This window comes from Paraburkholderia domus, assembly GCF_905220705.1.
Classification (GTDB): domain Bacteria; phylum Pseudomonadota; class Gammaproteobacteria; order Burkholderiales; family Burkholderiaceae; genus Paraburkholderia; species Paraburkholderia domus.
In genome coordinates this window covers 1-23,085 of record NZ_CAJNAT010000051.1, presented here as the reverse complement: position 1 = coordinate 23,085, position 23,085 = coordinate 1, and the positions used below count along the sequence as shown (strand labels likewise).

Below are 23,085 nucleotides of genomic sequence, written 5' to 3'. Positions count from 1 at the left end.
GATCAGATGCAGTGCAGACGCTCAGGGCTGCTCAGCATGCACGTTTGTCTAACAATGCTCACTGATTGTTTCAACATCGACAATGACGAGACCCCGTACCCCGCGAGTTCGCTTTGCACCTTCGCCGACCGGTTACCTGCACATCGGCGGCGCTCGTACCATCCTGTTCAATTGGCTTCATGCTCGTCAGTCCGGTGGGACATTCGTCCTGCGCATCGAAGACACTGATCAAGCCCGCAGCACTGATGAAAGCGCCAAGGACATAATCGACGCGATGCGCTGGCTCGGTCTGGATTGGGACGAGGGCCCCGAGGTCGGAGGCCCTTACGGACCGTACAGTCAGATGGAGCGACTGTCAACATACAAAGAGTATGCGGATCGCCTCGTCGCGCAGGGAAAGGCGTATCGCTGCTACGCCACTCGCCAGCAACTCGACGAGTGGCGCAACCGGTTGCCCGCCGATCAACGGCATCGCTTCGTCTATCCACGCCTGTGGCGCGACAAAACCGAAAGCGACTGGCTTGCGGGCAAGCCATACGTGGTGCGTTTCAAGACGCCCCTGAGCGGGCAGACCATATTCCACGATAAGGTCTACGGCGACATCGTCACTTCCAACAGCGAAATCCAGGACTTCGTAATCATGCGCAGCGACGGAATTCCGCTCTACAACTTCGGAGCGGTTGTGGATGACGCGTTGATGGACATTACGTTGGTTGCGCGCGGAGCGGACCACATCCTCAACACCGCGCAGCAAGTGTTGCTTTACGAGGCACTCTCGCTCCCGATTCCTGAACTGGCGCATTTGCCGATGATTCTGGGGCCAGATGGAAGAAAACTGGGCAAGCGCGACGGCGAGCGATATGGCATTCCCGTCAGCGTCATGCAATATAAGGATCTGGGCTACTCGCCCGAGGCGTTGCTCAATTACTTGGTGCGCTTCGGCTGGAGCTATGGAGATCAGGAAACCTTCATGCGTTCGGAACTCGTCGAGTATTTCAATATCGAGGACGTCAGTAGCGCCCACGGCAAATTCGATCTAAAAAAGTGCAAAGCGATCTGCCAGAAGGTGCTGACGGACGACAGGTACACGCCGTTTGCGGATTACCTGCGCCAGCTTCGGCCCTTTCTGATCGGACGGGGCCTCCGGAACTGGGACGACTCACTGCTCGAGAAGGCAACCCGCCTGATCCGGCCGCGCTCGGCAACCTTTGTTGAGTGCGCGGAGGGAATTGATTGCTTCCTGCGCGACGAGCCAGTATTCGATGCGCAAGCCCGAGCCAAGTTTTTGACGCCGGCGGCCGCTGTCCATCTGAGGGCGCTCTCGGATGCCTTGGGTGCCGTTGACCTGTTCGAGCATGAGCATATCGAGGAGACTATGCAGTCGTTCCTGCGGTCCAGGAACATGGAGATCAAGGACATCGCGCCCGCCGTCCGAGTTGCGTTGACGGGCAGGGGAACTGCGCCTGGGGTGATTGAAATCCTGGCAGTACTGGGAAAAAATGTGGGTCGCCGGCGACTTGAGGCTGCGGCTCGCCTTGCAGAGGAGGCGCAATAGATCCTTCGCTTCGGCCCGCCCCCTGCCTGCTTCCGGCGGCGTGGCTGGTGCTGTCTCGCAAGCGCTAATCGCATCCCGCCGTGCAAATCCGGTGCAACGCTAGTATCGTGAGAGACGATATATGAAAGCAGCAGGTGGCGAATTCAATCTTGCACGCGTGGTCAACGACTTGTTGACCGTCGGTTGCGCGAGCTTTGCCGTTGAAGACGAATTGCGGCTGGCCAGCCAGAAGGCGTTAGCCACGGGTCGGCGCACGCTCTCACGCACCGATTCGAAGGAACAACTGGTCACCTGGTCGGGCAATGGAATGTGGAGCGGCTACCAGCCGCTACCCGAGGGCGATCCGCAGCATATCGACATGGTGGAGCGCTACGAAATGCCAGCTGCTGCGCTTAAGGCGGCGCTGAATCCGTCGGGGCCCGCCTTGGCGCCGGAAGGCGAACTGCACGCGGCGCTGCGCGCGGCGCACGATCGGAGCATCGATCTGATCGGAAGGTTGATCGCCACCGCGGCCGCCACGCGTGGACATGCCGAGGACAAGACGCGATCTCTTTGGCTGGAAGACCATGAAAGCACAACGGTCGTCAACTATTATCCGCCATTACTTCTCGACCCGATCGCGATGAAGGCGCACCGAGACTTCGGCGGGCTCACCATCATCTTCTTCGAACCGGGCAAGGCTGGGGCTCTGGACATCCATGACGGAAACGACTGGCGAGCCATACCGCCCGATGCGTGTGCCTGCGCGATCGTCGGAGAACTGTTGGCTGGCTGGCTAGGTTGCACACCACCGCTTCATCGAGTCCGCAGCACGGCGGTTCCCCGAACCAGTCTCGTAGTCTTTCACCAGCCCGCCTTCGATCGTACCGTCCGATTCAAGGATGGCTCGCTTGTCAATGCTGGACAGCACATCGCAGCCAGGCAAGCCGAGTACAACATGCTTGACGGGAGGTATCGATGAGTTCCCAGGTGTCGGCGAGGGCGCTGCGCGGCCTCTCGGCGGTGGTCGGAGACATGCGAGTTGATGCACGCAGAGAAAGTGTTCTCGGGCGTACCGACTGGTTTCCTTCGCTCGGCCAACCGATCTTCATTAGCGGTCGGGACGAACTAGCAGGGGCTGTCCAGCACATGAAGGCGCGACTGACCAACGACGGCCTGGCGATCGTGGACCTGGACGACGCGCTTGACCCGGCCGCGCTGCGCGCGCTGGCTCACTGCTTCGGTCAGCCGATCCGGGAACTTGACGAAGCGGTGCAGCCCTTCGTCGTAGACGACGTCGTGCTGCGCCTGAAGGCGGAGTACGCGTGCGATTTGCCTCAGTTGCGGCCATTCTCCCTGTCATGGGTCAGTCTTCATAGCGAAGGCAGCCGCTGGCCAAAGATTGAACGCCCGACTTCCCTGCTCTTCCAGTGCTTGGTGCCTCCGCCGCCCGGTTGCGGCGGACAGACGCTGCTATGCGACGCGTGGGATCTTGTCGGCCGGCTCCAGCCTGCCTCGGTCGAAGTGCTGAGGCGCACCATCATGATGCCGGATCGATGCGACACGCCGGTCCTGTCCGAAGGGCATGATGGTCCCGTCCTTACTTTTCGGGATCCGGTCCCCGAACCTGCCGAGTGGTCGTCCGGTTGCCCGGCACGAGAGGTATACGCTGCGCTTCATGACCTCCTTTCCTGTGCCTATGAGCCCGAACTCATGCGCGGAGTGCATTGGCGCCGCAATCGCGTCGCAATCTTTTCCAACCATCGCTTTTTGCATGGCCGCTCGCGCATGACGGACGAGCGACGGGTGCTTCAAAGGATAAGGATCAAATAATGCGCGCATTGCACGACGATGAAATTCGGCGGATCCTGAGCTTGCGCTATGCTGAACGGAAGCGCCCGATCGGCTTCTACCCATTGCCGAGCACCCATGTTGCGCCGGGCGAGTTCCTCACGCACTGGAAGCCATACCGCCAAGACAAGACGCGCGTCGGGCTCGTGTATCTCCACGTTCCCTTCTGTCGCCAGCGCTGTGGCTTCTGCCGCTTTTACCCGGGCGTACACAGTGACGAGCGGTCGCACCAGTTTGTCGATGCTGCGCGGCGCGAAATCGACCTATGGGCCGGGCGACGCGCACTCGACCCGTCCAGCGGGCCCGTGCAGGCAGTGTTCATCGGCGGAGGAACCCCCAGCGCGCTCACGGCGAGACAGATCGAGACTGTGCTTCGTCATCTCGCCGACGCATTTGTGCTGGCGGCGGACGCGGAGATCACGATGGAGTGGTATCCGAAGGATGCCGTGACGGAAAAGCTGAGCGCGGCCCGCGAAAACGGGGTGGACCGCCTGAGTCTGGGTATCCAGAGCTGGAATCCCCGCGTCCTAGAATTCCTCGGGGCGCATCACTCGCCGGCCGATGCGGACGCGGTACTGGCCGCGGCCGCCGCCGCGGGCCACGACAACATCAACATTGACATCATGGCGGACGTTTCCGTGCACGCCGTCGACGACCACATTGATGATCTGCGCCGCGCCATTGCGGCTGGGGTATCCATGATCGCGGTCAACCCGCTGGAACTGGCGGCTGCGGCGCCGCTTTCCCGTCGCCGCAGCGAGGCGAACGGCGACGAGAAGCGTCAATGGCTCACAGCGGCATCGACATACCTGCTTGAAGAAAAATACGAGCACCAACGCGTGAGAAACTATTTCCGTGACGGGCGCTATCATCGATACAACCGAGCCACCACCGGTGTGCTTTTTGATATTGTTCCCGTCGGTCCGGGGGCGTATGGCTTTGTTGGCGGCTGGCCGGTCATCAATGCGATCGGCTTCGACGAATGGCGCGGCCGCCTGTCGGAGGGCGGCGATGCCGTGACCGGCTGTGCCCCGCCCAGCGACGATGAAATGCGGCGCGCCTTCGTCGTCAACAGCCTGCTCGAACTCGAAATTGACGGTGTCGGTTATCAGCAGCTGTTCGGATCCTCGATCGTCGACGACTTCCCGGTATTGTCCGAGTTGATCGCGCATGGGTGCCTGCTCGAACACGGGGCACGCTTGGTCCTCCATTCGGTTGCGACCGAATTCGGCGACGACATCTCGACGGAACTCTTCTCCGACTTTCAGCGAAGTGCGTTCGATGCGCATCTTTCCATCGGACGCACCCGTCAGCGTTCGCAGTACTTTCCCGTCGCCAAGTCCTAGCCTTTTCAAATCGGAGCGGTTCACCCTATGAACTCCGACGGAAGCTACAGGCTTGCTGAAAGCGGAGTCGCATCGATATGAGCGAGCGGCCAACTCGGGCACTTCTATACGACCACCTGGCCCGGCCGAAATACAGACCTTGCGATTCGGGGCGGATCGCTTTGCGCGATCGAATGCGAGCTGGATTCAAAAACGAGGACGGAAAACAGCTAACTGGGAGGGGCGGTGCTCATTACCAGCAGTCTTGAATCGGCACTGGAGTTGTTTACTCCGGTTGATAGGTCAGTGTTTGCTCGGCTCGACGGAGAGGGACGGTTGAGCCATGCGGCAGATTTGGCCAAGCGGCTGGCGGTCGGTAGCGAGATATCCGCGCCAGGGAGTGGTGGAATGGCCATGCTTGCTCTCCTATCGCGAAATGAGAAACTGCCCGACCTTGCGACTAACCTTGACGCGCTTCTCGAGTTCGGTTGCGAGTTATCGACTCTTTCACCTGAAGACGCAACTCGAGCCTGTCGAGGCGAGGTTCGCGAAGAGTGTCTCCACTTCGATCGCATCATGGACCTGGACGCGCTGACCGGTGGCCGTGTCCTCAAGCGGCGCCGAGAGTTCGTCTGGGACGCCGGTCCGCTGGCGGCGGCGGAGCGCCTGTTGACACTCTTGCACGAACGACGCGTGGAGCGGAAGCTCGATCGCACAGCATGGCATGATGTCGGCGCGCTGCCGGCCGCGTCGATCAAAACATACGGCTCCCATTTCACGATGGAGCGTACGGCGCAGCCCCCGCTCACCGCCTCGGCGCGGGGAGAGGACGCCGAATCCGTGCTCAAGGAGCTTGAGCAGTGCGCCCTGCGGCACCCGCTCGGCAATGCCGTGGGCCTCGTCGACTACGCACGCTTTCTTGCGGGGCGTGCCCCAATGGAACTAGTGGTCGCTGCAATCGCGCACTCGTTCGAAGACTCATGGTGCGACATCTGGGCGGCGATGAAGGCGCACTACATCGTAGTCCGGCGCTCGGGATTCAGGCATATCCCGCAGGAGACGGGCACTCTGGACGGTAGTGCCCTCGGCGGTCTGCAAACTCGCTATGCACACCGCAGAATCGCGCTCAAACCATGCGAGCGCCTCGTGATCGTGCCGTGCCACGAGGATATCGCGCTGCCGGGCACACTTGCCGAGATCGAAGCGTTGTTGAACGCGCCGAACCGGTGCGGACGAATCTACCTTCCCGAGACCGTGTGCCGGGCCTTTCCCGCAGTGAGGCCGATCTTTCTGCGCGCAAAGGCAGCGGGACGCGCCGACGAACCCGGCAAGGAACGATCCTTTCTCGAGGAATTCGTTGCATGCATGGCCGCGGAATATCCGGGCACGATCCACCTTTCGCTCGAAGCGGGCCACGTGCATTCCGATCGCAATGTCGGAGCGGTGCAGGATCGTGGCCTGGCGATCGGGTCTTTGCTGCGCGAGTTGTTAGTCGAACGCCTCGGCAGTGCCGGCCGCCTGAAGCTTGAGCTGACGCCCATGATTGACGACGATCACGTCGTCAATCGCATTTCATACAGGGAGTACAGGCGCTGGCTGTTCGACAGAGGCTTTCCTCCCGATGACCTGATCCTAGAATCGAGTCCGATCGTGAGCGCCATCGCCGTGGATCTACTGAAGCGAGCGCTTAACCGAAATGGCCGCGACTTCGAGCTCGACCATTTTGGCGACAACCTGTACCTCACAGCGCCGGGCCTGCGTCTTGAGCTGATCAAGGGTATCGAGAGTCTACGGCTCGGCTGTGTGCTGTTCGACACGGCGCTGGTCATCTACCGGTCGAACCGAGTGGCTATGACTAGGCTGTTCCAGTCCAAGACGGGGCTCGACTATGCGGACATCCATCGAGAGATGATTGACGCCTACGATCGCCAGCAGGATCCCGCCAAGCGCGCCGCTATCCGCGCCAGCTTTGATCCGCTGTGGCGAACCTCTTGGTCCGAGGTCAGGGGCTCGGCTTCGGAAACACCTTACCTCGACTTGTACGCCTCAATCCTGTTGTCGCGTCGCAGCGTCGGCGAGGCTACGCTTGCGGTCAACGTGCTCGAAGACTACTACGAGCCGCTCGAGCAGAAGGTGTTGCGCATCGCGCAGCTGCTCGACGTCGCGTTGTGCATGGATGCAGTACTTTTCTCGCCGTACGGGATAAGCCTGCGACGACTTTCCTCCTCTCAACCGGACTCTCGCACATGACCTTGTCGGAGCAGCTCGAGCGCGACGGATACGCTTTAATGCCCGGAGCAGTCCCGTACGACCAAGTCAGGAGGCTGCGAACTGCCTTCGACCTGCTGTGGAAGCGTCACGATCGCTCGGTCGACCAGCGGCAACTGCTTGCCGTTCCCGAGTTCATCGAGCTGATCGACCATCCCCGATTGCTCGACGAGCTGACCACAGTGTTCGGCGATCAGCTGCAGCTGATCATGTATGCGCTGCGCAATCATGACGCAGGCGACGATCTGCGCGAACGTGACTGGCACCGCGACTTCAGTTTCGTATGCGACCGCGTCATCGCGGTAAACGCCATTTTGTATCTTGACGACACGGCAGACAGCGGGCCCACCGTCGCCGTCCCGGGGAGTCACCGCTGGCGAACGCCGCCCGCCGAGCGGTTCGAACCGCGGAGCGATGAAGTGCCACTACCGGCCAAGGCAGGTGACATTCTGCTTAACGACGCGACACTGTGGCACAGCCGCAGTCGCAACAAGACCCTTTCGCCGCGTCGCCTAGTGCTGCTTTACTTCGGCTACTGGTGGCTGAAGCGCTACGAACACGATAGCCCGCTGCCCCGGCAGGCGCTTGAGTCAGCCAGCGCGCGCCGCCTCCAGTTGCTCGGCGTCCGTATGCCCGGCCGCGACCTGCATCTTTACGAGCTAGGGGACGGAGGTGACCAATGAGTAACGGGATGCCAAAGGATCTGGCATTTGCGCGGAACGAATCCCTCGTGTGCGAACGGGGCTTCGCGGTGTCGTGCAGCGTGCGTGACATTTTCTCGCGGGCGCGCGACCCGCGGGATGCGGCTGAACTGTGCAGGCTCTACATCGGCTCGGTAGAAGCCAGCCTCGGCACCGCTTCCGCGCGTCCGGAGGCAGCGGCCTGTTGGCGCGCGAGCAGGCCCTTGCGCGACGTTACCGATGAAGAGATCCTATCGAGCCGCAGCGTTGTTGCATGGGTCAAGCAGCTGTTCAACCACTTCTTCCGAGACGATTTGTACGGCCTGCTTCGCCGCGACGATACGATCGTGCTCTCGTCGGGCTCGCTCGACGAGAGCATTTTCGGGCTGCCATCGTCGCTCAAGCGCTCCATCCTCGCGGCGCTGGACCGCGACTGGTACGGCTACTCCGATTCGCGCGGGCGCCGCGCGACCCGGCGAGCCATCGCCGCCCTCGAGAATGCGCGCACGTCGGGCGGCCCCTATGACGAGGAATGGATTGCGGTCACGATGGGAGGAACGTTCGCCATCGCATGCCTGGCCGACTTTCTGTTCGGCGGCAAGGCACCGACGTCACCCGTACTGTGCGCCACGCCGAACTACCCACCCATGGTCGAGTCGATCGCGCGGCGCGCGGTGACGCGACTGGTTCCCGTCGCGACCGGCGAGGGCTGGACTGACATTTCAGCCCTTATTGAGGCTCTGCGCGCGGACACGCCGCTCGTGTTTGTCCAGACCGTGACCAACCCAACCGGAACGCGTATCCCCGAGCAGCAGATAGCGCACCTCGTGCGCGCTGCGTCGCCATCGACCCTGATCGTTCTGGACGAGGCGCACGAGTGTCTGAACATCGGGCCTGTCTCCTCTTACTGCGCCGAGCGTGCGCAGCGAAACGTGGTTAGAGTCGCCAGCCTGTCCAAAACCCATTCGGTGCCCGGTATGAAACTGGGCTGGATTGTCGCGCATCCGGACGTCGTCCGCGAATACTACGAGTACGCGTCGACGACCTATGGCGGCCCGCCGTCGCTCTTCTATCTGCTAATCGAGATGGCAGCGCGCTTCGACCAGTGGGATGCCGCGGGCCTGGAGCGACCGTCCTGTGCGGCTCATGCGCAGTTCGAGCCCGCGTATGGATTCACACAGGAGCATCTCGCTGCCGAGTATGCGGACTACCTTGAGTACCGCCGGGACTTGGAGCATCGCGTGAGCAAGTCGCGGGACGCGACAGTCGCGGCACTCGCGCACAGCCCGTTTCGCGCGACCACCGCGACGCACTCGGTCAATGTGTCGTTCCGAATCGCGAATTGCGACAGCAGCTACGCCTGGTTCCGTCGCTGCCTTGCAGCCACGAACGTATCGTGTTTTCCTAGCATCCTCAACTTCGATTTCCAGGACGACTCTATGCGCCTTACCGTAGGGCGCGGAGAGGCTGAAATGTCGGAAGGCGTGCGGCGCATTGCGGGCTTCGCGAGGGGGCGACAATGAACTGGCTTTCCCGTGAAGAATTGGTCGCGAGTTGCTCCACCACCATACCTGGAGTGCTACGTCCGCATTCATTCCAATCCGTCTGCTGCATACGCCACCTGGTGGCAAGCTGGAGCAAGCGAGGAGAATGGCCTCTCGGCCTAACAAACGACAAGGGCCTGATAGTTATTGCCGTCGATGCACTCACTTACGAGTTCGCCGAGGCTAACCTGTCATCTGATCGACTGTTCTGTCTGACCAGTTCGTTTCCCAGCACGTCAGTGGTGAGCTGGCTCTCGTCAGTGACCGGTGCTTCCCCGGGAGACCACCGTGTTGCGGGGCCGGTCGCGCTACGGCCCGGTGTCGAGGGCGTCTACAATGTGATCCGGGGGAACATCGCCCGCTTCGGCGAATCCGGCGTGGTCGTCGCCGGGGTGCCACCGCCTCCTGGTATGGCAAGGCCCACCTTGTTTGATGACTTGCGCGACGACGGCGTCGAAGGGGTCGCACTCATCGGCGATTTCCTCGGCATCTGCGAGGGCTGGATTGGCGAATTAACACACGGCGCGATCCGGCGTAATCCACCTAGGACGCTGGACGACATCCGCCTCGACCCAAAGGCCATCGCTGCGCTGGCAGTGGCTCAGGTAGAGGCTGAACTCGCACCCGACCGTCGTCGCTGCGTCTGGACCTACGTCAACTTGGACGAGCACATCCATCACCACGGCTATGACCTGACGCTCCGCGATGTACTGCACGGCTTGCAGCAAGCTGCCCGACGTTGGGCCGACCAGGGCTACACTGTTCTGCTGTATTCGGACCATGGTCAAATCGCGAATTCATGCGTTCCAGCGGATCTGGCCGCGTTCGACGCACTAGGGTCCAGCCGGTATTGCCGATTGCCTCCTGGTGGAGCCGGCCGGGTGCGATGGCTCTATCCGCATGCCGCTCAGGAGGATAGACTGGTACGCTGCCTGACCGAGGCGCTGGGAGAACACGCGTTCGTGTGCCACTCAGACGAACTGCCCTCGATCGGTCTAACCGATGCCCTCGGCCTTCCCGGCGCAGGAAGCGTTATCGCAATGGCCACCGGGTCCCGGTTTCCGGTACCCGACCCGAACTATCGCTTTGAACACGGCTCCGCCACCGCCGACGAGATGCTGGTGCCCTTGGCGTTCTGGGGGCCGCAATGAGGTCCGACAATCAGCACTTGGTGGCAGACAGTTTCCGGCTTCTAGACCCCCGCCAAGATGTTTTCAGGTCGTTCGCGCAGCTTCGTCTAACCTCGCCACACGGTGTCGCGCAGCCGGCCACTGCGATGGTGACGGGAAGCGACTCGTCCAGCCTTGCTGTGACCTCGCTCGACCTGCTCGACAACGGCTGGAGCGTCATTTTTCCTCCCTCACTCACGACACGCGCCCAGCTGCCGGTCGCGCCGTGCGCACTGCGCATCGACTGCTCGGCCGATGGAACGGTGGTGCGCCGCTTTCCCCAGCATCTGAGCAGGCCACCCGGTGGCTGGAATGTCGCAATGTGCACGTCCGGAACAACCGGCCGGCCCCGGATTTTCGGCTTTTCGACGGAACAGCTCAACTCCGTCACCACCCATTACCGTCGGCTCTATCGCGTGTCGCAACACTCCCTCTTCGTGACAGCGCTGCCTTCCGCGCACAACCTCGCCTTCGTCGCCGGAGTTTGCACGGCGGCTGCGGCAGGGGCGAGCTTCGCACATATCGATGCCGCCGCCGATCTGCTGCGAAGCGTGGAGCGGTGGGACAAAATGTTTGATCGGATCGTCATCCTGGCAAACCCAGTGATGCTCGAGCAGATGCTCCACGGCGCCCGCAAACAACGCGATCACGTCACCATCGACTCGGGCGGAGCCCCGCTCAGCCGGACAGCCATAGCCGCCATCCGCACTCATGTGTGCGACATCCGGGAGGGGTACGGCACCACAGAAACCCTGTCGCTGACGCATTTCGACGAGGGGGACGATCCGGCCGCAATAGGCACGGTCGGCAAGCCGCTGGGCTGCGTCTCCTGTCGCCTGGGTAAGTCCCGACCGACTGTCGAGGTGAGCAGCCCAATGAGCGGCGTGTCGCTCTCCGCTGACTTACAGGCGGGGCAGCGCCCGCAGTGGATTCGCACGGGCGACCTTGGCGAGTGGACGGTGGAAGGAAATCTGCGCGTCGTGGGTCGTGAGCAGGACGAAATAATCGGTGGACTCTGGCCGCGCGATGTGCTCGATGCGATCGGTCCCGTGCTGGGATACCGGACCGCGTTGGTGATCCAGGAGGCGCAGACTATCCGCGTCGTCACCCATCACTCGCTGGGCGCCGACGAGCGTCAATCCATTGAGTTGCTGATCCGCGAGCGGCTGGACGAAGGATGCGCCGCGAAAATTACCTGCACGACACCGCAGCATGAACTGCTGTATTCAGCGAAACTCCCTCGCCCACAGACCGCCTGACGCTGCGCCGGATTAACACGATCACCCCTCGGCGGTCAAAATATCCCCTTGTGCTGGGCGCCGTCAACGACCAGCATCGCGCCTGCGATCCAGCTCGCACGCGGCGACGCCACGAATACCACGGCAGCGGCTACTTCTTCGGGCGTGCCCAGACGCCCGAACGGCATCGCGGAGCGCATCGTCTCGTAGGCGATCGGATCGCGCTGGCGCTCCCTATCCCAGTAGCCGTCGGGAAATTCGATTGATCCCGGCGCTACAACGTTGATGCGTATGCCTTTGGGAGCGAGCAGGGTGGCCATGTTCTTGGAGTGCGCCAGCAGGGCAGCCTTGGCCGCCGCATACGGCGGGATGGGGCCGGCCTCTAGCGCGGCGATCGACGATATGTGCACGATTGAGCCCCAGCCGGACGATTCCATCCAGGGCGCGACGCGCCAGGATGCGCGCACGCTGGCCATGACGTCGACCTCCCATCCGACCAGCCATCCCTCTTCGTCGTCAGTGACACCGAAGCCCGAAGGATTGTTGACCAGCACGTCGACGCCGCCAAGCATGGCGCGGCTTGCGACCAGAAATGCATCGAGGTCGCCGCGGTCGGCCACGTCGCAACCCGCAGCATAGACATTCACACCCAAGGCGTTCAGCTCTGCCGCTGTTGCCATCAGGGCCGATTCGCCGCGCGCGCAGATAGCCACCGACGCGCCTTCGCGCGCGAAAGCGAGCGCGATGGCGCGGCCTATTCCGCGGCTGGCGCCGGTAATGACGACGTTCTTACCGTTCAATCCCAGATCCATGTTGCCTCACCTCGTCGTATGCTTCAGGTAGACCTTATCACGCACGCAGAGACGAACCGCTCTCCAGAATGCATTTCGTGACCAGGTCGCACTACATGGTTGCAAGGGGGAACCCGGAGTCGGGCGCAAGCGGGCGGACGGTCATGTGCAGCACCAAGGCTTTTGTCGCCATCAAAAGTGACTTTCGCGTTCGCAGGAATATCGCTAGTAAGCTAATTGTCGCAGCCGCTTCGCAGTCTTTGACAGCGGCGATGGTCGGATGTATGTTAATGAGTGCACTTTACCTTGGTCATGCTTTCGGGAGTCCAAAGATGAGCAACGATGAGTCCCCGGCTATCCAGGCTGCCAGAACAAGCTTGGCGCGCTTTCAGGCAGACATCCAGGCTGCTCGGCAGCAGCTGGATGGTATGGGCGATGACAGCGCGGTCGTCGATGCGGCCGTGACGGCCGTCAGGTCGTTGAGCGGCGCCGAGCGCGTGTCCGATCTGACACGTAGTCCTGCCTCTGGAGCGGAACCGGCAGCATCGGCCCAGAGGGCGGCCATCTCGACCGTGAAGGCTCTGGTCGATCTGGCGAGCGCATCCAGAAATTCGAACACACTCAGTCCTTTGGAGCGTGCCGCGATCATGCATGCCGAGCCATCGGCTCGTTCACTAGTCGACGTTGCCAGAACGCTGGCTGGGCACTTCGCGACGGACGCCGACACTTCCGCGATGTTCTCGCGTGTTGAAAAGGACGCTATCGAAGCCTATCGGCAACTGAGCGGCCGAGATTACGCTTGAGCTGGAGTTCTTCACTTTCTCGATATCTGACCCGATGTGAAGAATGCGGTTCTCCCGCAGTCGCGGTACCCATGCGTGAGGCAAGCGGCGCTTCGTGCATCGCATTCAATGCACAGGCTTTTTCCCGGGACTTCCCGTCCCTGTGGGCCAATTTTGGCGCCGACGAGGCGCTAGCTGAGCAGTGGCTGATCGAGCAGACCGCCTTTCTGACGGCTGGTCAATTCCGACACGCGCAGAAAGTCTGCGTCGCCCGCCGGATGCCGGGCCCCGTGCGCGTCGGGCTATCACTGCGACAGGCACGCATGGGCCGGTCCTCGGTCATGGAGTGTGCGCGGTCACCGCAGAACATCCTGCTCGAAACGAAGGGCTGCGGCGTGTGCCCTGGTGTAGTCCCCACGTCGGAACCGTATGGGAACGGTCTGTTAGCGCTCGAGTGTGGTGCGAAGGAATACCTGCTCGGTGCCGTCCTCCCCCAGGTCATTGGGGCGGGCAAGGCTTGGCGCTTCGCAAACGTCTACGGACTGATACTTCTCGACGTACAAATACAACGAGGCGAAGGGTGGCATCCGGCCGTCGTTCTCGTCCGAGAAGCTAGCGTCCGCGATCCTGTTTCCGACCTTCCATTGGCCGACAGCTACGAGTGGAGCCTCACGATCGACGTCGAACTCGAGTTGCGCCGGATCGGACTCACGTCGTGCTTCGAGGATCCCATATGTATCGAGCGCGACTTGAGCGGAAAACTCACGACATCGAGGATAGTCGGCGAGGAGGCGCTTGCCAATACGTGTGTGTTGGCGGCGATCCTAGACCAGAGCCGCAATCCCAATTCCTATCTGCTAGACCTCATCAATATACAGCTCAACCGCTCGCTGCAGGCAAAGGACGAGCATGTCGTGGTCGATTTCGAACACTTCAAGTTTGTGGGCGATGACCGTGACCATGACGTGATGACCCTGTGTCGCGACTTGGCCCTGGGGTTCGGCGGGATTCTGCCTCGGCAGACTTTGCCGCCTTGCCGCTTGCCACCCCAAGCAATGCAGACCCTCACCGCCGAATGGGAGCGGGTGGCTTGCGATGCCGCGATGCATCCTTACCTAGACAGGGCCGGCTCCCTTGGGGCGGCACGGTACAAGCAGGAAATAATGAAGGCTTATCTTAAGTCATTGTTGCTCAGCGGGTTCTCTCCACTTCGTGAAAGCCTGCGGCGCATCGAACAGCGTTGGTTTGCGGCCCTGTCCCAAGGCAATCCTAGCGCTGGCTGAGCGGACTCTCACGCGTGTTGTCGGCGGGTATACGATCTCTATATCGAGGACGAAGTTCGCGTCGAAAACAAGAAGGGGGCAAGGCGCTTGATCAACTCCGTCACCTCTTCTTGCACCTCGTCACTCCAATCCTCCGACCGTATAGTTACGCCCAGCCGGGTTCGAACCGGCGACCCCGCAAATACCTTTTTCATGCGGCGATTCTTGCCCTGAATGGCCGCCGGCTCATCGTTGCACCCGTGCCTCGATCCGGCTCGACCTCGGGCAGCATGGGCTGCACTAATGAAAAGCCCCGCTCGGGGCGGGGCCTTGTGATGCGGCAACCGCTAGGCTGCCAATCGGTGTTTGATTTTCTTTGCCAGCGCATCCTTCGCGTCAACGGAGTCGATCATGTCGTTCGCGGCGTTCATCAGCCTCCGAAGGTCGGCGTTCCCGATCTCACTCGCATTTTGGAAAACGACTATCGAGTTGAATCTTTCCACATACTGCTCGATGTGCTGAAGCACGATGGTCGTAAGGCGCGCCCGATCCTTCGATGGGACGCCGAATACGAAGAGCGGCTCGGGCGCCCCGCTGATCGCAAAATCGACCAGATAATCGTCGGCGGCCGGCACGTCAGGCACTTTGTAGTTTTGCAGCACCCGGTCGACTCCTACGATATCTACTAGGTTCAGCCGGAGATCCTCGAAGAATGTCGAAGTCACTCTCGCTTTTGACCACGACCGCACTTCGTTGGCGCGCAATACGGCTTGGCCGTAGCGTAGCAACGCTGGCCCGAGATCCACTTCCGGGGCTTCGGCAATGACCTGTCCATCGTCACCCAGTCTGGCTCCATATTCCGACAACATTCTATCGAGCATGACCTTTCGGGGGCCGCGCATCAGGGCCGCGACGTCCGAATCATAAGAAACACGCATCAGAGTCGTGCCGGCGTCCTCCAGCCTCCATCCGCCGAGCGTTTGACGAAGCCATACCGTAACGTAGTCGCCATCGGGCTCTACAAACGGCATCGACAGGCGCAACGAGTCACCGTCCTCGGCCACATCGAGTTCGGAGCACCACGACTCACATAGCAGTCGTTTTATGGTCGTCGGCGCGTCTTGAAGGATCATTAGTCGAAGTTCAAAGTAACTTGCTGCGTATCGGGCTCCGGGCGTTCAATCCCGCAGTCCCGGCAAAGGCACTCAAAAGCACCTTCGACTGAATTGTAGTCGGCAATGGGTTCCGCGTAACCATCGGCGTCGTATCCTGCGCGGATGTAGCGTGAAGTGGCGATATGTCTGTGGCAGACAGCCGGAACCTTGTTGCGTTCAATAACGTTGCGATGGGGATGGTAGCCGCCGTTGTATCGCAGAAGAACGAGGGTTTCACCGGATGGATAGATCCGGACGAGGCCCGCGGAAAACACCGATTGGTTAGACACCGAGATCCGGACGAATACCCGGTACTTTTCCGACGGATCGCGCTCGGCAGTTAGGGTGAGATTTTTTTCCTTATGTCCACCTTTAGGGACCCACCGTGCGCTCGGGTTGTCGATGATCTTTGCGGTCGCCCGCATGTCGTCAAGATTGTCGTCTGTCAGCGACGTAAAATCCATTTTTATTACCTGCCTGCGATCTCAATCCAAGCGTTGCACTGATCGGTTAGCGCTCAGTTGCCGCCTGCTAATCCAAACCCGAGTAACCCCCGCGAACCGCGCCGCTACTTCCGTCGCTGGATCGCCCCGCCAATCGTCGTCAACAGTTCGAAACATGCGGTCCTAGCGTTCAGGAATATGCGTCTACCGCACCGATTGCCTGAGCTGGGCTGTCGTATGTGCTGCCCTTCCATTTCACGCCCCTGTTCGTGTAGACCAGCTTGGCGTGTTTATACATGAAAACGCCATAGCCGCTTCCGAAGTCCTCGATCATTTCCCACGGATATTGAGCGGGTGGCGGAACGGTCGCAGGGTCGAACTCGTGATTACAAAACCGACAGACCATCGCCGCAGCCTTGACAGTCTCTGCGCAACGCGGACAAACCTTCGTCTGCTCTGCAACCGACCTTGCCGCAACGCTTCCTTCCTCTTGCAACTTTGGGAGGCAGGCGAGCACCAAGGTTGCGATAAGCCCGAACGGTATGGAAAGCAGGACCCATCCGATCGTGCTGCGGTTCTTGGAACTCGCAATAAGCGCGTTGACCACCATCCAGATCAGCCAGAAAAATAGGAATCCCATCCACCACCCCGTTTAATCTTGAAGTTATGTAGTTGGTCAATCTGGCCGCTCCAGCGATTTGCCTCGCGACCTTTTGGCGTACGCCCTTCCCTCGCCGCATCCAGCAACTGCATCGCCGAAGGCAATCTTGCTCGCGGCCATCTGGAACCAAATTATGCCCCTTTTTCCGCAACGTAGGCCCCGCCACTGCTTCATCTTGCGCGCTTCGATGGATGGTCAGTCGAAATCAAGACATGGCATTGCGGCCGCCGGCTTTCGCGGTGGTAATGGCGCAGCCTGCGCCGCCATATCTTCGGCCCGATACAGGTTCAGAAACGATCGGAACCTCTCAGGCTAGCTGACTGACACGCACCCTTTGTCTGCGGCTTTGCTCTGTGAGCCATGCCTTACGGATAGTATCGAGACTCTGCGGCACGCCCCTCCGGCCTCCCAACATCCAGAACGTCCACCCATTAGTAGACGCCTGTGTATCACTCGCGCCCAAGTCCTTCTTGGCCGCCACTGCAACAGAAGACGGATCGCTGAAATACCGACCGTTATATGCGAACCCATCCTTGGTAACACTGACGTCGATCCGCTTGCCAGCATATTCGGCGTAAAGAGCCAGTGGAATCGGCAGCTCGACACCCCTCGACGTCTTAAAGCAGGTCGGTTCGGGCCTGACCAGCGGAGTGTAGATCGCATGACTCTTAAAGCCGTCCCTAGGCGGCGAGGCGTCCCAGTGATCACATAACCGCTGCAGAATAGTGTCGTTGGTATCAACGAGAGGCACCGCGTACTTTTGTAGACGCGCGAACGTCTCCGCGCTTATCGTCAGCGAGACCGTTTCCATGACTTTCTCCATAAAGGCATGGATCAACTATAGATCTACTTGGAGTAATCTGCAAGCAATCTCTAAGTAAGCCAAAATGGCGCTGGAACACAATTTCCTGGTTGACAACCCAAACCGCCCCAATTCCCGCCGCCAGAACGTTGGCACCGGTCGAGGGTAGTGCCCACACCCTCGGCCGCCCGCAAAGGAAAGAATGAGCGGCCAAGCCGGTTCGCGAGGGCTGCACGCAGGCAACGTGGACGACCGGCGCCAACATGCTCTATCGTGGGATGAGGGACTGAACAGCCTGCAGCAACCAGCCAATCAAGGGAGATTGCAACGCAGCCCACAATTCATCCGTCCACTTGGAAATTCTTGCGCGGCATTTATCGGGATTGGTATTTACCGCGGCCGGATCTCACGCTTAACGATTGGCTAAGCGAGATGCGCCGAGCACACGCCGCGCTGCTTGGCGAGGACGTTCAAATCGGTCGGATACTCGCGCAGTCGATCACGGTTCTTGAATACGTAATCATTGATGGCGACGGTCGGTTGCCGGCTGAGATCACCCCGTAGCCGCCCCTAGCCGCAAAGCCCATCGATTCGTGCCCCCGCACTCTGGCAGTGTGGCCCCCCCCAACAGGAACATCCGATGACTACTGGCACCTCCACCCGCAAGACGACGAAGACTGACTAGAGCCCACTCGATGCGCTTGAGCGCCGGGTGACTCGCCTGCTGTCCGCAGCCGCCGTCGCTATCGTGCTCGCCCTCGCTCTGCTTTGGCACTTCTGGATCTGATCCGTACCCCCGATCTTCTCCCGGAGCTTGACGCAGAGTGCCGCGCTGCGACTTCCATAAAAAAGCCCACAAATGCGTGGGCTATGAATTTCGGCTCGGCCTTCTGCAACGAATCGCGGGGCAGCCTTTTCGACCGCCGCTCACGTCGCTCGCATCACTGTGCTAATCTAAACGTATATGTCTCAACTGCACGTCATGTATGACCACTCAGTGCGGCGAAGACATACACTGCGGCGATGCTGAAATAATGCGCTGCGAGTAGCAAGTAACACAGGTTTGCTGTAGTCATGTGCTTTTCCTGTAAAGGTACGTGATCGAAGGGACCAGCCCCGACCCGGCCAAGGTATCTAGGCGAAGTCCCTTCCCCATTTGAGACGGCGCGATCACTCGCGCCGTTTCCCTTTGAGCGACAACAACGCTCAAATCCGTCTACAACTCCGACTTTCAATGTGCGGCTTCAACTTCCTCCTACAGCCCATCAACTGCCTTACGTTGAGCGTTGGCACACGCTATTCACCGCGGCATATTCATCTTCGCAACGATTATAAGACAGCAACTAAGGATTCCAGATCAAGCGAAAAAGACTGCGCTCTGCCCATGCACTTCTACAAGTAATCCATCCACGGCACTGCATTTTATCGGCTCCATCGGCCGCGCGGTGTTGTAGCCCCTTACGCGAGCAAGCGTAAGTTCGATACCGCCGACGGCTACAGAGTGCCAAACACATCGAAGCCGAGAGAGTAGGCAGATCGCTGAGGCACTGAAGCTCACCTTAGCGCACGCGGCGAAGGGCTGCAACTGGCCGATTAGGGTAAGACCGATTGCCGACAGCAGCACGGCTTTAGTTTTCCCGCGTTTGTGTCCGCCGCAAAATCCGACTTGGATAAGCCACCAGAGCCGCAGAACCCGTCCGACAAGCTGCGCAGCATGGCGACTTTCTTCATCACACACACCAGTTCGACCTTGATCACCGTCGTGGCATTGATCGGCTCCTTGAACTTTTCGGCGACGATCGGCTGCGAATACACCTTCCCCTGCGATGCCAAGCGAAATGTCGTTGCAGCGCTCGCTAACCGGCCAACGAAAATGACCTTGTTCACGGATGCCATGAATTTCTCCACGCAGTAGCTGAGCGAATCGGCTGGCCAACGGCGAACTTCAGAGTTATTCCAGGCAGTACAGCGCCAGCTCAACTTTGCTGACTGGGGCCCGCGACCTGAAAGACACTCCTTGCGACAAGATTCATGGCTGGCCAAGGCGAGGGGGGTGATATCAGCCCACCGGGAACACCTGTTAAGCGGTAGGGATTTGGGGCTGGTCTCGTCAGTGTTGCTGATTGCCATACTTCGTTCCGTGGTGAACGTTGGTATGGCTTCTCATTATTGTGATTTTTCTAACGCCGATAAGCCTGTTAGCTAGCAGGCTGTGCGGCTTGCTTGTATGACGTTCACTATGCAAGCACACGCTACGCTGTGCGCGCAGACTGTACTGATTTCCGGTATTCAGAAATATACTTTTGCGCGGTGCGGAACTTGATATTGAAGACCTTTCCAGCGATTTCTTCCGCTGCGCCATCGATAGTTTTGGTGCCCAGATTCTCGGCACACCATGCAAATACGTCGGACTTTATTGCGCGAGTCTCCGCGTGCCGCGAATCCGCCGCCTTACGCGCCAAGTCCGCGCGAATCCTGATTTCGTCGTTGGCGCTCCAAGTGGCACTAAGTGCGAAACCATAATAAAGCTGTGCACGCATCGCCCATGATGCAGCCTTCCCCATTTCTCCACGATTCAAGTACCACACAGATTCGTCAATTCCCCACAGCGAGAGGACCATATAGATTTCCGTAAATGTCCATGCTCTTTTTGCTTTCCACGATTTGGATTCGAGCCAAGATTCCTCTAGAGATTCGATTATGCTATGAACATCTGAATAGACCCACCAATGCCTTAGAGTTGGTTCGGCATCGCCTTCAGATTCAGTCGCGAAGTCTTCAATGTCAATATTGGAATTTTCGACGTGGGCCAAGAATTCGCCATCACTTTCGTCAGAGTCATCCTCGTCTTGGTATTGCGCAAGCTCGTCTAGATAATCCCAAATCGTTTCACGCAAGATAAGCGCTGCACGCCGTACATCTTCGTACGCACGCTCATTCCTCTCCAGTAATCCCCATACAAGAATCGTTAGCTGTTCCAGTTCCGCACGCAATGGATAGTCGTTTCGCTGTTGCTCGTGCTTCCGTTTCGAATCATTGCGCGTTGTGATCGTCTGCCCAGTCAATGACGTGAAGTTGTCATCACTCATTGAATCTGCAGTCATATAAAAAACACGATTAAACGGATAAACGATTATAGAGATATCACGGCAACTCGATGACGCAATACTCTGGCAAATATACGCGAAAGTGCGATTGAAATTCATCAGGCGATCCTTTCTCGGACTGATTTTCGATATTCCGTCAACCACTTTCTGGCTGTTCTCCATCCAACCGGAACCAATTTACCCGCTATCTCCGTAGCCGCAGCGTCCATGCTCGGACGATTGTCCAGATTTTCAGCGCACCACTTATAGACTAGGGCCTTCATGGCGCGATTTTCCGCATGTCGAGCTTTCGCCGCATTGGTTGCCTTGTCTTTTTCCTTGCGTTCAAAATAGCTGATCATCTTATCTTGAATGATCGTATGCGCATCGGCCATACTCAACTCGGCGACGGTAATGCCCATTGCCTGCTCATACTTAAGGAGGCCTGCTTTATATTTCGATTCAGACAATTGAAAGACAGCGAGAAGTATCTCCATGAAGAGGGGGGCTCGTAGTTGCAGATCCTTACTTTTTGGATTTCTTCTCTGACCTCCTTCTCATGAAATAACTTCGCGCCGATCCCTTTCACGAACTCATTGGTAAACGTTTCAATGAACTCAGCCCCATAGTCACCGCGAATATCGTTCATTTTCATGTTGCGCCCTCACGCACCCTTAGTAGGAAGCGCGCCAACAGGGTAAGGGAGCCCTGCTTCCGCCCTGTCGGGCTAGGCGACTATCTCTAAGAAAGGTCAATTGCCGAAATACCTGTAACCGAGCGGCCGTAGACACAGAGGCCGCCTATGTAGACTCGCTAAATGGACTGCAGTAAGTCCCGCCCCATCTCCCTTCTCTTGGTGGGCCGACCCAAAAAATATTATGCGAGAATTGCGTAAAGCGCTCCTGTCCGAACACATCGACATATGAAACCTTGCCCCAGATATAGATACGCTTGTGCCTCCCCGTTACTATTAGCTCGGCCTCATCGTCTGCCACAAGGCCGGCCAACCCCGCATTTAATACTACGCTTTGATGCGGCCCTAGGGCAAAGCTAGTGACCACAGAATCCTCGCCGTCGGGAAAATCAAAATTGTCCGGAAGTGGGAAGTCGTACACCCCGGCTTTTGCCCAATAGCGTATCCTATGCGCGGGCGTATTTCCGCTATTTACCAAAATGGGATTTATTCCGAAACGAATCTCTTTATCTCTTTCTTGGAAAGATCCGCCATTCATTACCACCGACAAATAAGCGCGCATCTGTTTTGCCGTCACTTCTTTTAACGTTGCGACACTCTCCGTACTGGCGCGTGCGCTCACGCCTGCCGCCACCGCGACCCCCTCCATTGCTGTCGCCGCCCTAGTCGCTTCAGCAATAGACTTTTGCATTTCTTGCGATTGCCTTTCACTGGTTTCCTTGGCGTCTCGGCCAAGTCGCACGGTTGCTTTCCATAATAAACCCGTCCATATGGCCAAAAATAACGTGACCACAGCAAGCGCGACTGTTGAATATGCAACAAGTCTATCGTTCGATTCCTTAGTTACTTCTGCTTGATCGCCCTCGGCCAATCGCCTCTCATCCTCTTCCGATCGAACGATACTGACTGAAATCGGCTCCTGAGAAGGCGACCTATCTACTTCATGGTGGCCGTCGTCCTTAGCTGTGCTAGCGGCACCATGCGACTGTTCTACCGCTGCGGATGCCGCCGCTGCCACACCGGACAGACAACTGATAGCACAAGCCAGAACTATTGCCGCTCTCATCGTTTTCATTTGGGTCTTTCTCACGGGACTTTTAACGGGAGCCATCGGCAAGCGCCTCCACGACCGGGCATAGATTAGCTCAGTTTTACCCCGCCCTTTTGTTGTATGGTGTATCTAGCACGGCTAGGCCAGTCGAAACGAGGAGTCAGGGGATGCACTCCGCAATCGAAGCATTCGAGCGCCGCATGACGCGCAGGCTGTACGCGGTAGGGATCGTATACGTGGTCACCGCCGCGCTGCTTCGGCACTTCTGGACCTGAGCGCGGCATCAAAATCTTAGTTGCGCTTCACGCACTACGCCATCAGTCGGGCGTCAAAATTCCTGAAAAGTCGGTCCTTGAACTTAAAGCGATTTTTCAGGAAGCGTGGCACCGGGCGCCCGGCACGCGCCTGGAGTCGATACTCGGTCGCTGCCCCGTCGGCCTGCTTGCCGCTGGTCAACGACGAGCACGGACTGGCCAGTTTGAGACGTTCCGCTGCATCGCGCGAACGGTCGCTAACGATTAACCCTTCTTCCGAAGTCTCGTCCTCCGCCGTCCTATCGTTACCCGGCGTTGCGGTTTAACGCGCTCACCATCGTTTCATCCGTCCGCGGGTTGTGGTGCAATTCCGATGCGTCCGTCTGCCCCCGGCGTCATAGTAGTTGTCGCCTCTGAACTTTCTTATCAAGAAAAGTCAGAGGTACAAGTTGAAGACGAAACAAACGTATTCTGTTGAGTTTAAGGAGCAGGCGCT

At 59.1% G+C, this 23,085-nt stretch carries 20 protein-coding genes; 11 read left to right on the top strand and 9 right to left on the bottom strand.

What is annotated here, in order from left to right:
• Window positions 1-82: 82 nt before the first annotated feature.
• From gltX to KHO31_RS37625, 9 genes are all read left to right on the top strand, one after another.
• Window positions 83-1,555, top strand: coding sequence for a glutamate--tRNA ligase (gltX, locus tag KHO31_RS37665; protein WP_211625906.1), 1,473 nt, complete (start codon window positions 83-85; stop codon window positions 1,553-1,555).
• 121 nt (window positions 1,556-1,676) lie between these two features.
• On the top strand, window positions 1,677-2,516 hold the full coding sequence (locus KHO31_RS37660; RefSeq protein WP_211625904.1) for a 2OG-Fe(II) oxygenase family protein: 840 nt from the start codon (window positions 1,677-1,679) through the stop codon (window positions 2,514-2,516).
• Complete coding sequence (locus KHO31_RS37655) at window positions 2,513-3,367, top strand: TauD/TfdA family dioxygenase (RefSeq protein ID WP_211625902.1); 855 nt, start codon at window positions 2,513-2,515, stop codon at window positions 3,365-3,367. The genes KHO31_RS37660 and KHO31_RS37655 overlap by 4 nt, the downstream gene beginning before the upstream one ends.
• Window positions 3,367-4,731: a coproporphyrinogen-III oxidase family protein gene (locus KHO31_RS37650; protein ID WP_211625900.1), complete on the top strand. Its 1,365-nt coding sequence runs from the start codon at window positions 3,367-3,369 to the stop codon at window positions 4,729-4,731. Before KHO31_RS37655 ends, KHO31_RS37650 begins: the two co-directional genes overlap by 1 nt.
• Window positions 4,732-4,956: 225 nt before the next feature.
• Window positions 4,957-6,960: a hypothetical protein gene (locus tag KHO31_RS37645; protein ID WP_211625898.1), complete on the top strand. Its 2,004-nt coding sequence runs from the start codon at window positions 4,957-4,959 to the stop codon at window positions 6,958-6,960.
• Window positions 6,957-7,661 (top strand): phytanoyl-CoA dioxygenase family protein, encoded by a 705-nt coding sequence (locus KHO31_RS37640; protein WP_211625896.1) that lies wholly within the window; start codon window positions 6,957-6,959, stop codon window positions 7,659-7,661. Before KHO31_RS37645 ends, KHO31_RS37640 begins: the two co-directional genes overlap by 4 nt.
• Before the next feature lie 8 nt (window positions 7,662-7,669).
• Entirely contained in the window at window positions 7,670-9,181 is a 1,512-nt protein-coding gene (locus KHO31_RS37635; RefSeq protein WP_211625894.1) for a pyridoxal phosphate-dependent aminotransferase, read from the top strand.
• On the top strand, window positions 9,178-10,353 hold the full coding sequence (locus KHO31_RS37630; protein ID WP_211625892.1) for an alkaline phosphatase family protein: 1,176 nt from the start codon (window positions 9,178-9,180) through the stop codon (window positions 10,351-10,353). The genes KHO31_RS37635 and KHO31_RS37630 overlap by 4 nt, the downstream gene beginning before the upstream one ends.
• A gap of 158 nt (window positions 10,354-10,511) precedes the next feature.
• A complete protein-coding gene (locus KHO31_RS37625; RefSeq protein ID WP_211625890.1) occupies window positions 10,512-11,630 on the top strand; it encodes an AMP-binding protein in 1,119 nt (372 codons plus the stop codon).
• 35 nt (window positions 11,631-11,665) lie between these two features.
• Here KHO31_RS37625 and KHO31_RS37620 read toward each other — a convergent pair whose 3' ends face one another.
• A complete protein-coding gene (locus KHO31_RS37620) occupies window positions 11,666-12,421 on the bottom strand; it encodes an SDR family NAD(P)-dependent oxidoreductase (RefSeq protein WP_211625889.1) in 756 nt (251 codons plus the stop codon).
• A 311-nt stretch (window positions 12,422-12,732) separates the two neighbouring features.
• Between KHO31_RS37620 and KHO31_RS37615 the strand changes: the two genes are divergently transcribed.
• The gene (locus KHO31_RS37615; protein WP_211625887.1) at window positions 12,733-13,203 is read left to right on the top strand and encodes a hypothetical protein; all 471 of its coding nucleotides are present in this window, start codon (window positions 12,733-12,735) and stop codon (window positions 13,201-13,203) included.
• A 71-nt stretch (window positions 13,204-13,274) separates the two neighbouring features.
• The gene (locus tag KHO31_RS37610; RefSeq protein ID WP_211625885.1) at window positions 13,275-14,465 is read left to right on the top strand and encodes a hypothetical protein; all 1,191 of its coding nucleotides are present in this window, start codon (window positions 13,275-13,277) and stop codon (window positions 14,463-14,465) included.
• A gap of 326 nt (window positions 14,466-14,791) precedes the next feature.
• Here KHO31_RS37610 and KHO31_RS37605 read toward each other — a convergent pair whose 3' ends face one another.
• The 8 genes from KHO31_RS37605 to KHO31_RS37570 all read right to left on the bottom strand — a co-directional run bounded on the left by KHO31_RS37605 (window position 14,792) and on the right by KHO31_RS37570 (window position 22,359).
• Window positions 14,792-15,577, bottom strand: a complete 786-nt coding sequence (locus KHO31_RS37605) for a DUF1828 domain-containing protein (protein WP_211625883.1) — start codon at window positions 15,575-15,577, stop codon at window positions 14,792-14,794.
• On the bottom strand, window positions 15,577-16,062 hold the full coding sequence (locus KHO31_RS37600) for a hypothetical protein (RefSeq protein ID WP_074283016.1): 486 nt from the start codon (window positions 16,060-16,062) through the stop codon (window positions 15,577-15,579). The genes KHO31_RS37605 and KHO31_RS37600 overlap by 1 nt, the downstream gene beginning before the upstream one ends.
• Before the next feature lie 169 nt (window positions 16,063-16,231).
• Window positions 16,232-16,681: a zinc ribbon domain-containing protein gene (locus KHO31_RS39655; protein ID WP_236071699.1), complete on the bottom strand. Its 450-nt coding sequence runs from the start codon at window positions 16,679-16,681 to the stop codon at window positions 16,232-16,234.
• A gap of 328 nt (window positions 16,682-17,009) precedes the next feature.
• The gene (locus KHO31_RS37590; protein WP_211625881.1) at window positions 17,010-17,513 is read right to left on the bottom strand and encodes a restriction system modified-DNA reader domain-containing protein; all 504 of its coding nucleotides are present in this window, start codon (window positions 17,511-17,513) and stop codon (window positions 17,010-17,012) included.
• 1,584 nt (window positions 17,514-19,097) lie between these two features.
• A complete protein-coding gene (locus KHO31_RS37585) occupies window positions 19,098-19,400 on the bottom strand; it encodes a hypothetical protein (protein ID WP_211625879.1) in 303 nt (100 codons plus the stop codon).
• A gap of 356 nt (window positions 19,401-19,756) precedes the next feature.
• On the bottom strand, window positions 19,757-20,710 hold the full coding sequence (locus KHO31_RS37580) for a hypothetical protein (protein WP_211625877.1): 954 nt from the start codon (window positions 20,708-20,710) through the stop codon (window positions 19,757-19,759).
• Window positions 20,710-21,087: a hypothetical protein gene (locus tag KHO31_RS37575; protein WP_211625875.1), complete on the bottom strand. Its 378-nt coding sequence runs from the start codon at window positions 21,085-21,087 to the stop codon at window positions 20,710-20,712. The genes KHO31_RS37580 and KHO31_RS37575 overlap by 1 nt, the downstream gene beginning before the upstream one ends.
• A 303-nt stretch (window positions 21,088-21,390) precedes the next feature.
• Window positions 21,391-22,359 carry a hypothetical protein gene (locus KHO31_RS37570; protein ID WP_211625873.1) on the bottom strand — a complete coding sequence of 323 codons (969 nt, stop codon included), beginning with the start codon at window positions 22,357-22,359 and terminating at the stop codon, window positions 21,391-21,393.
• Window positions 22,360-23,085 lie beyond the last annotated feature (726 nt).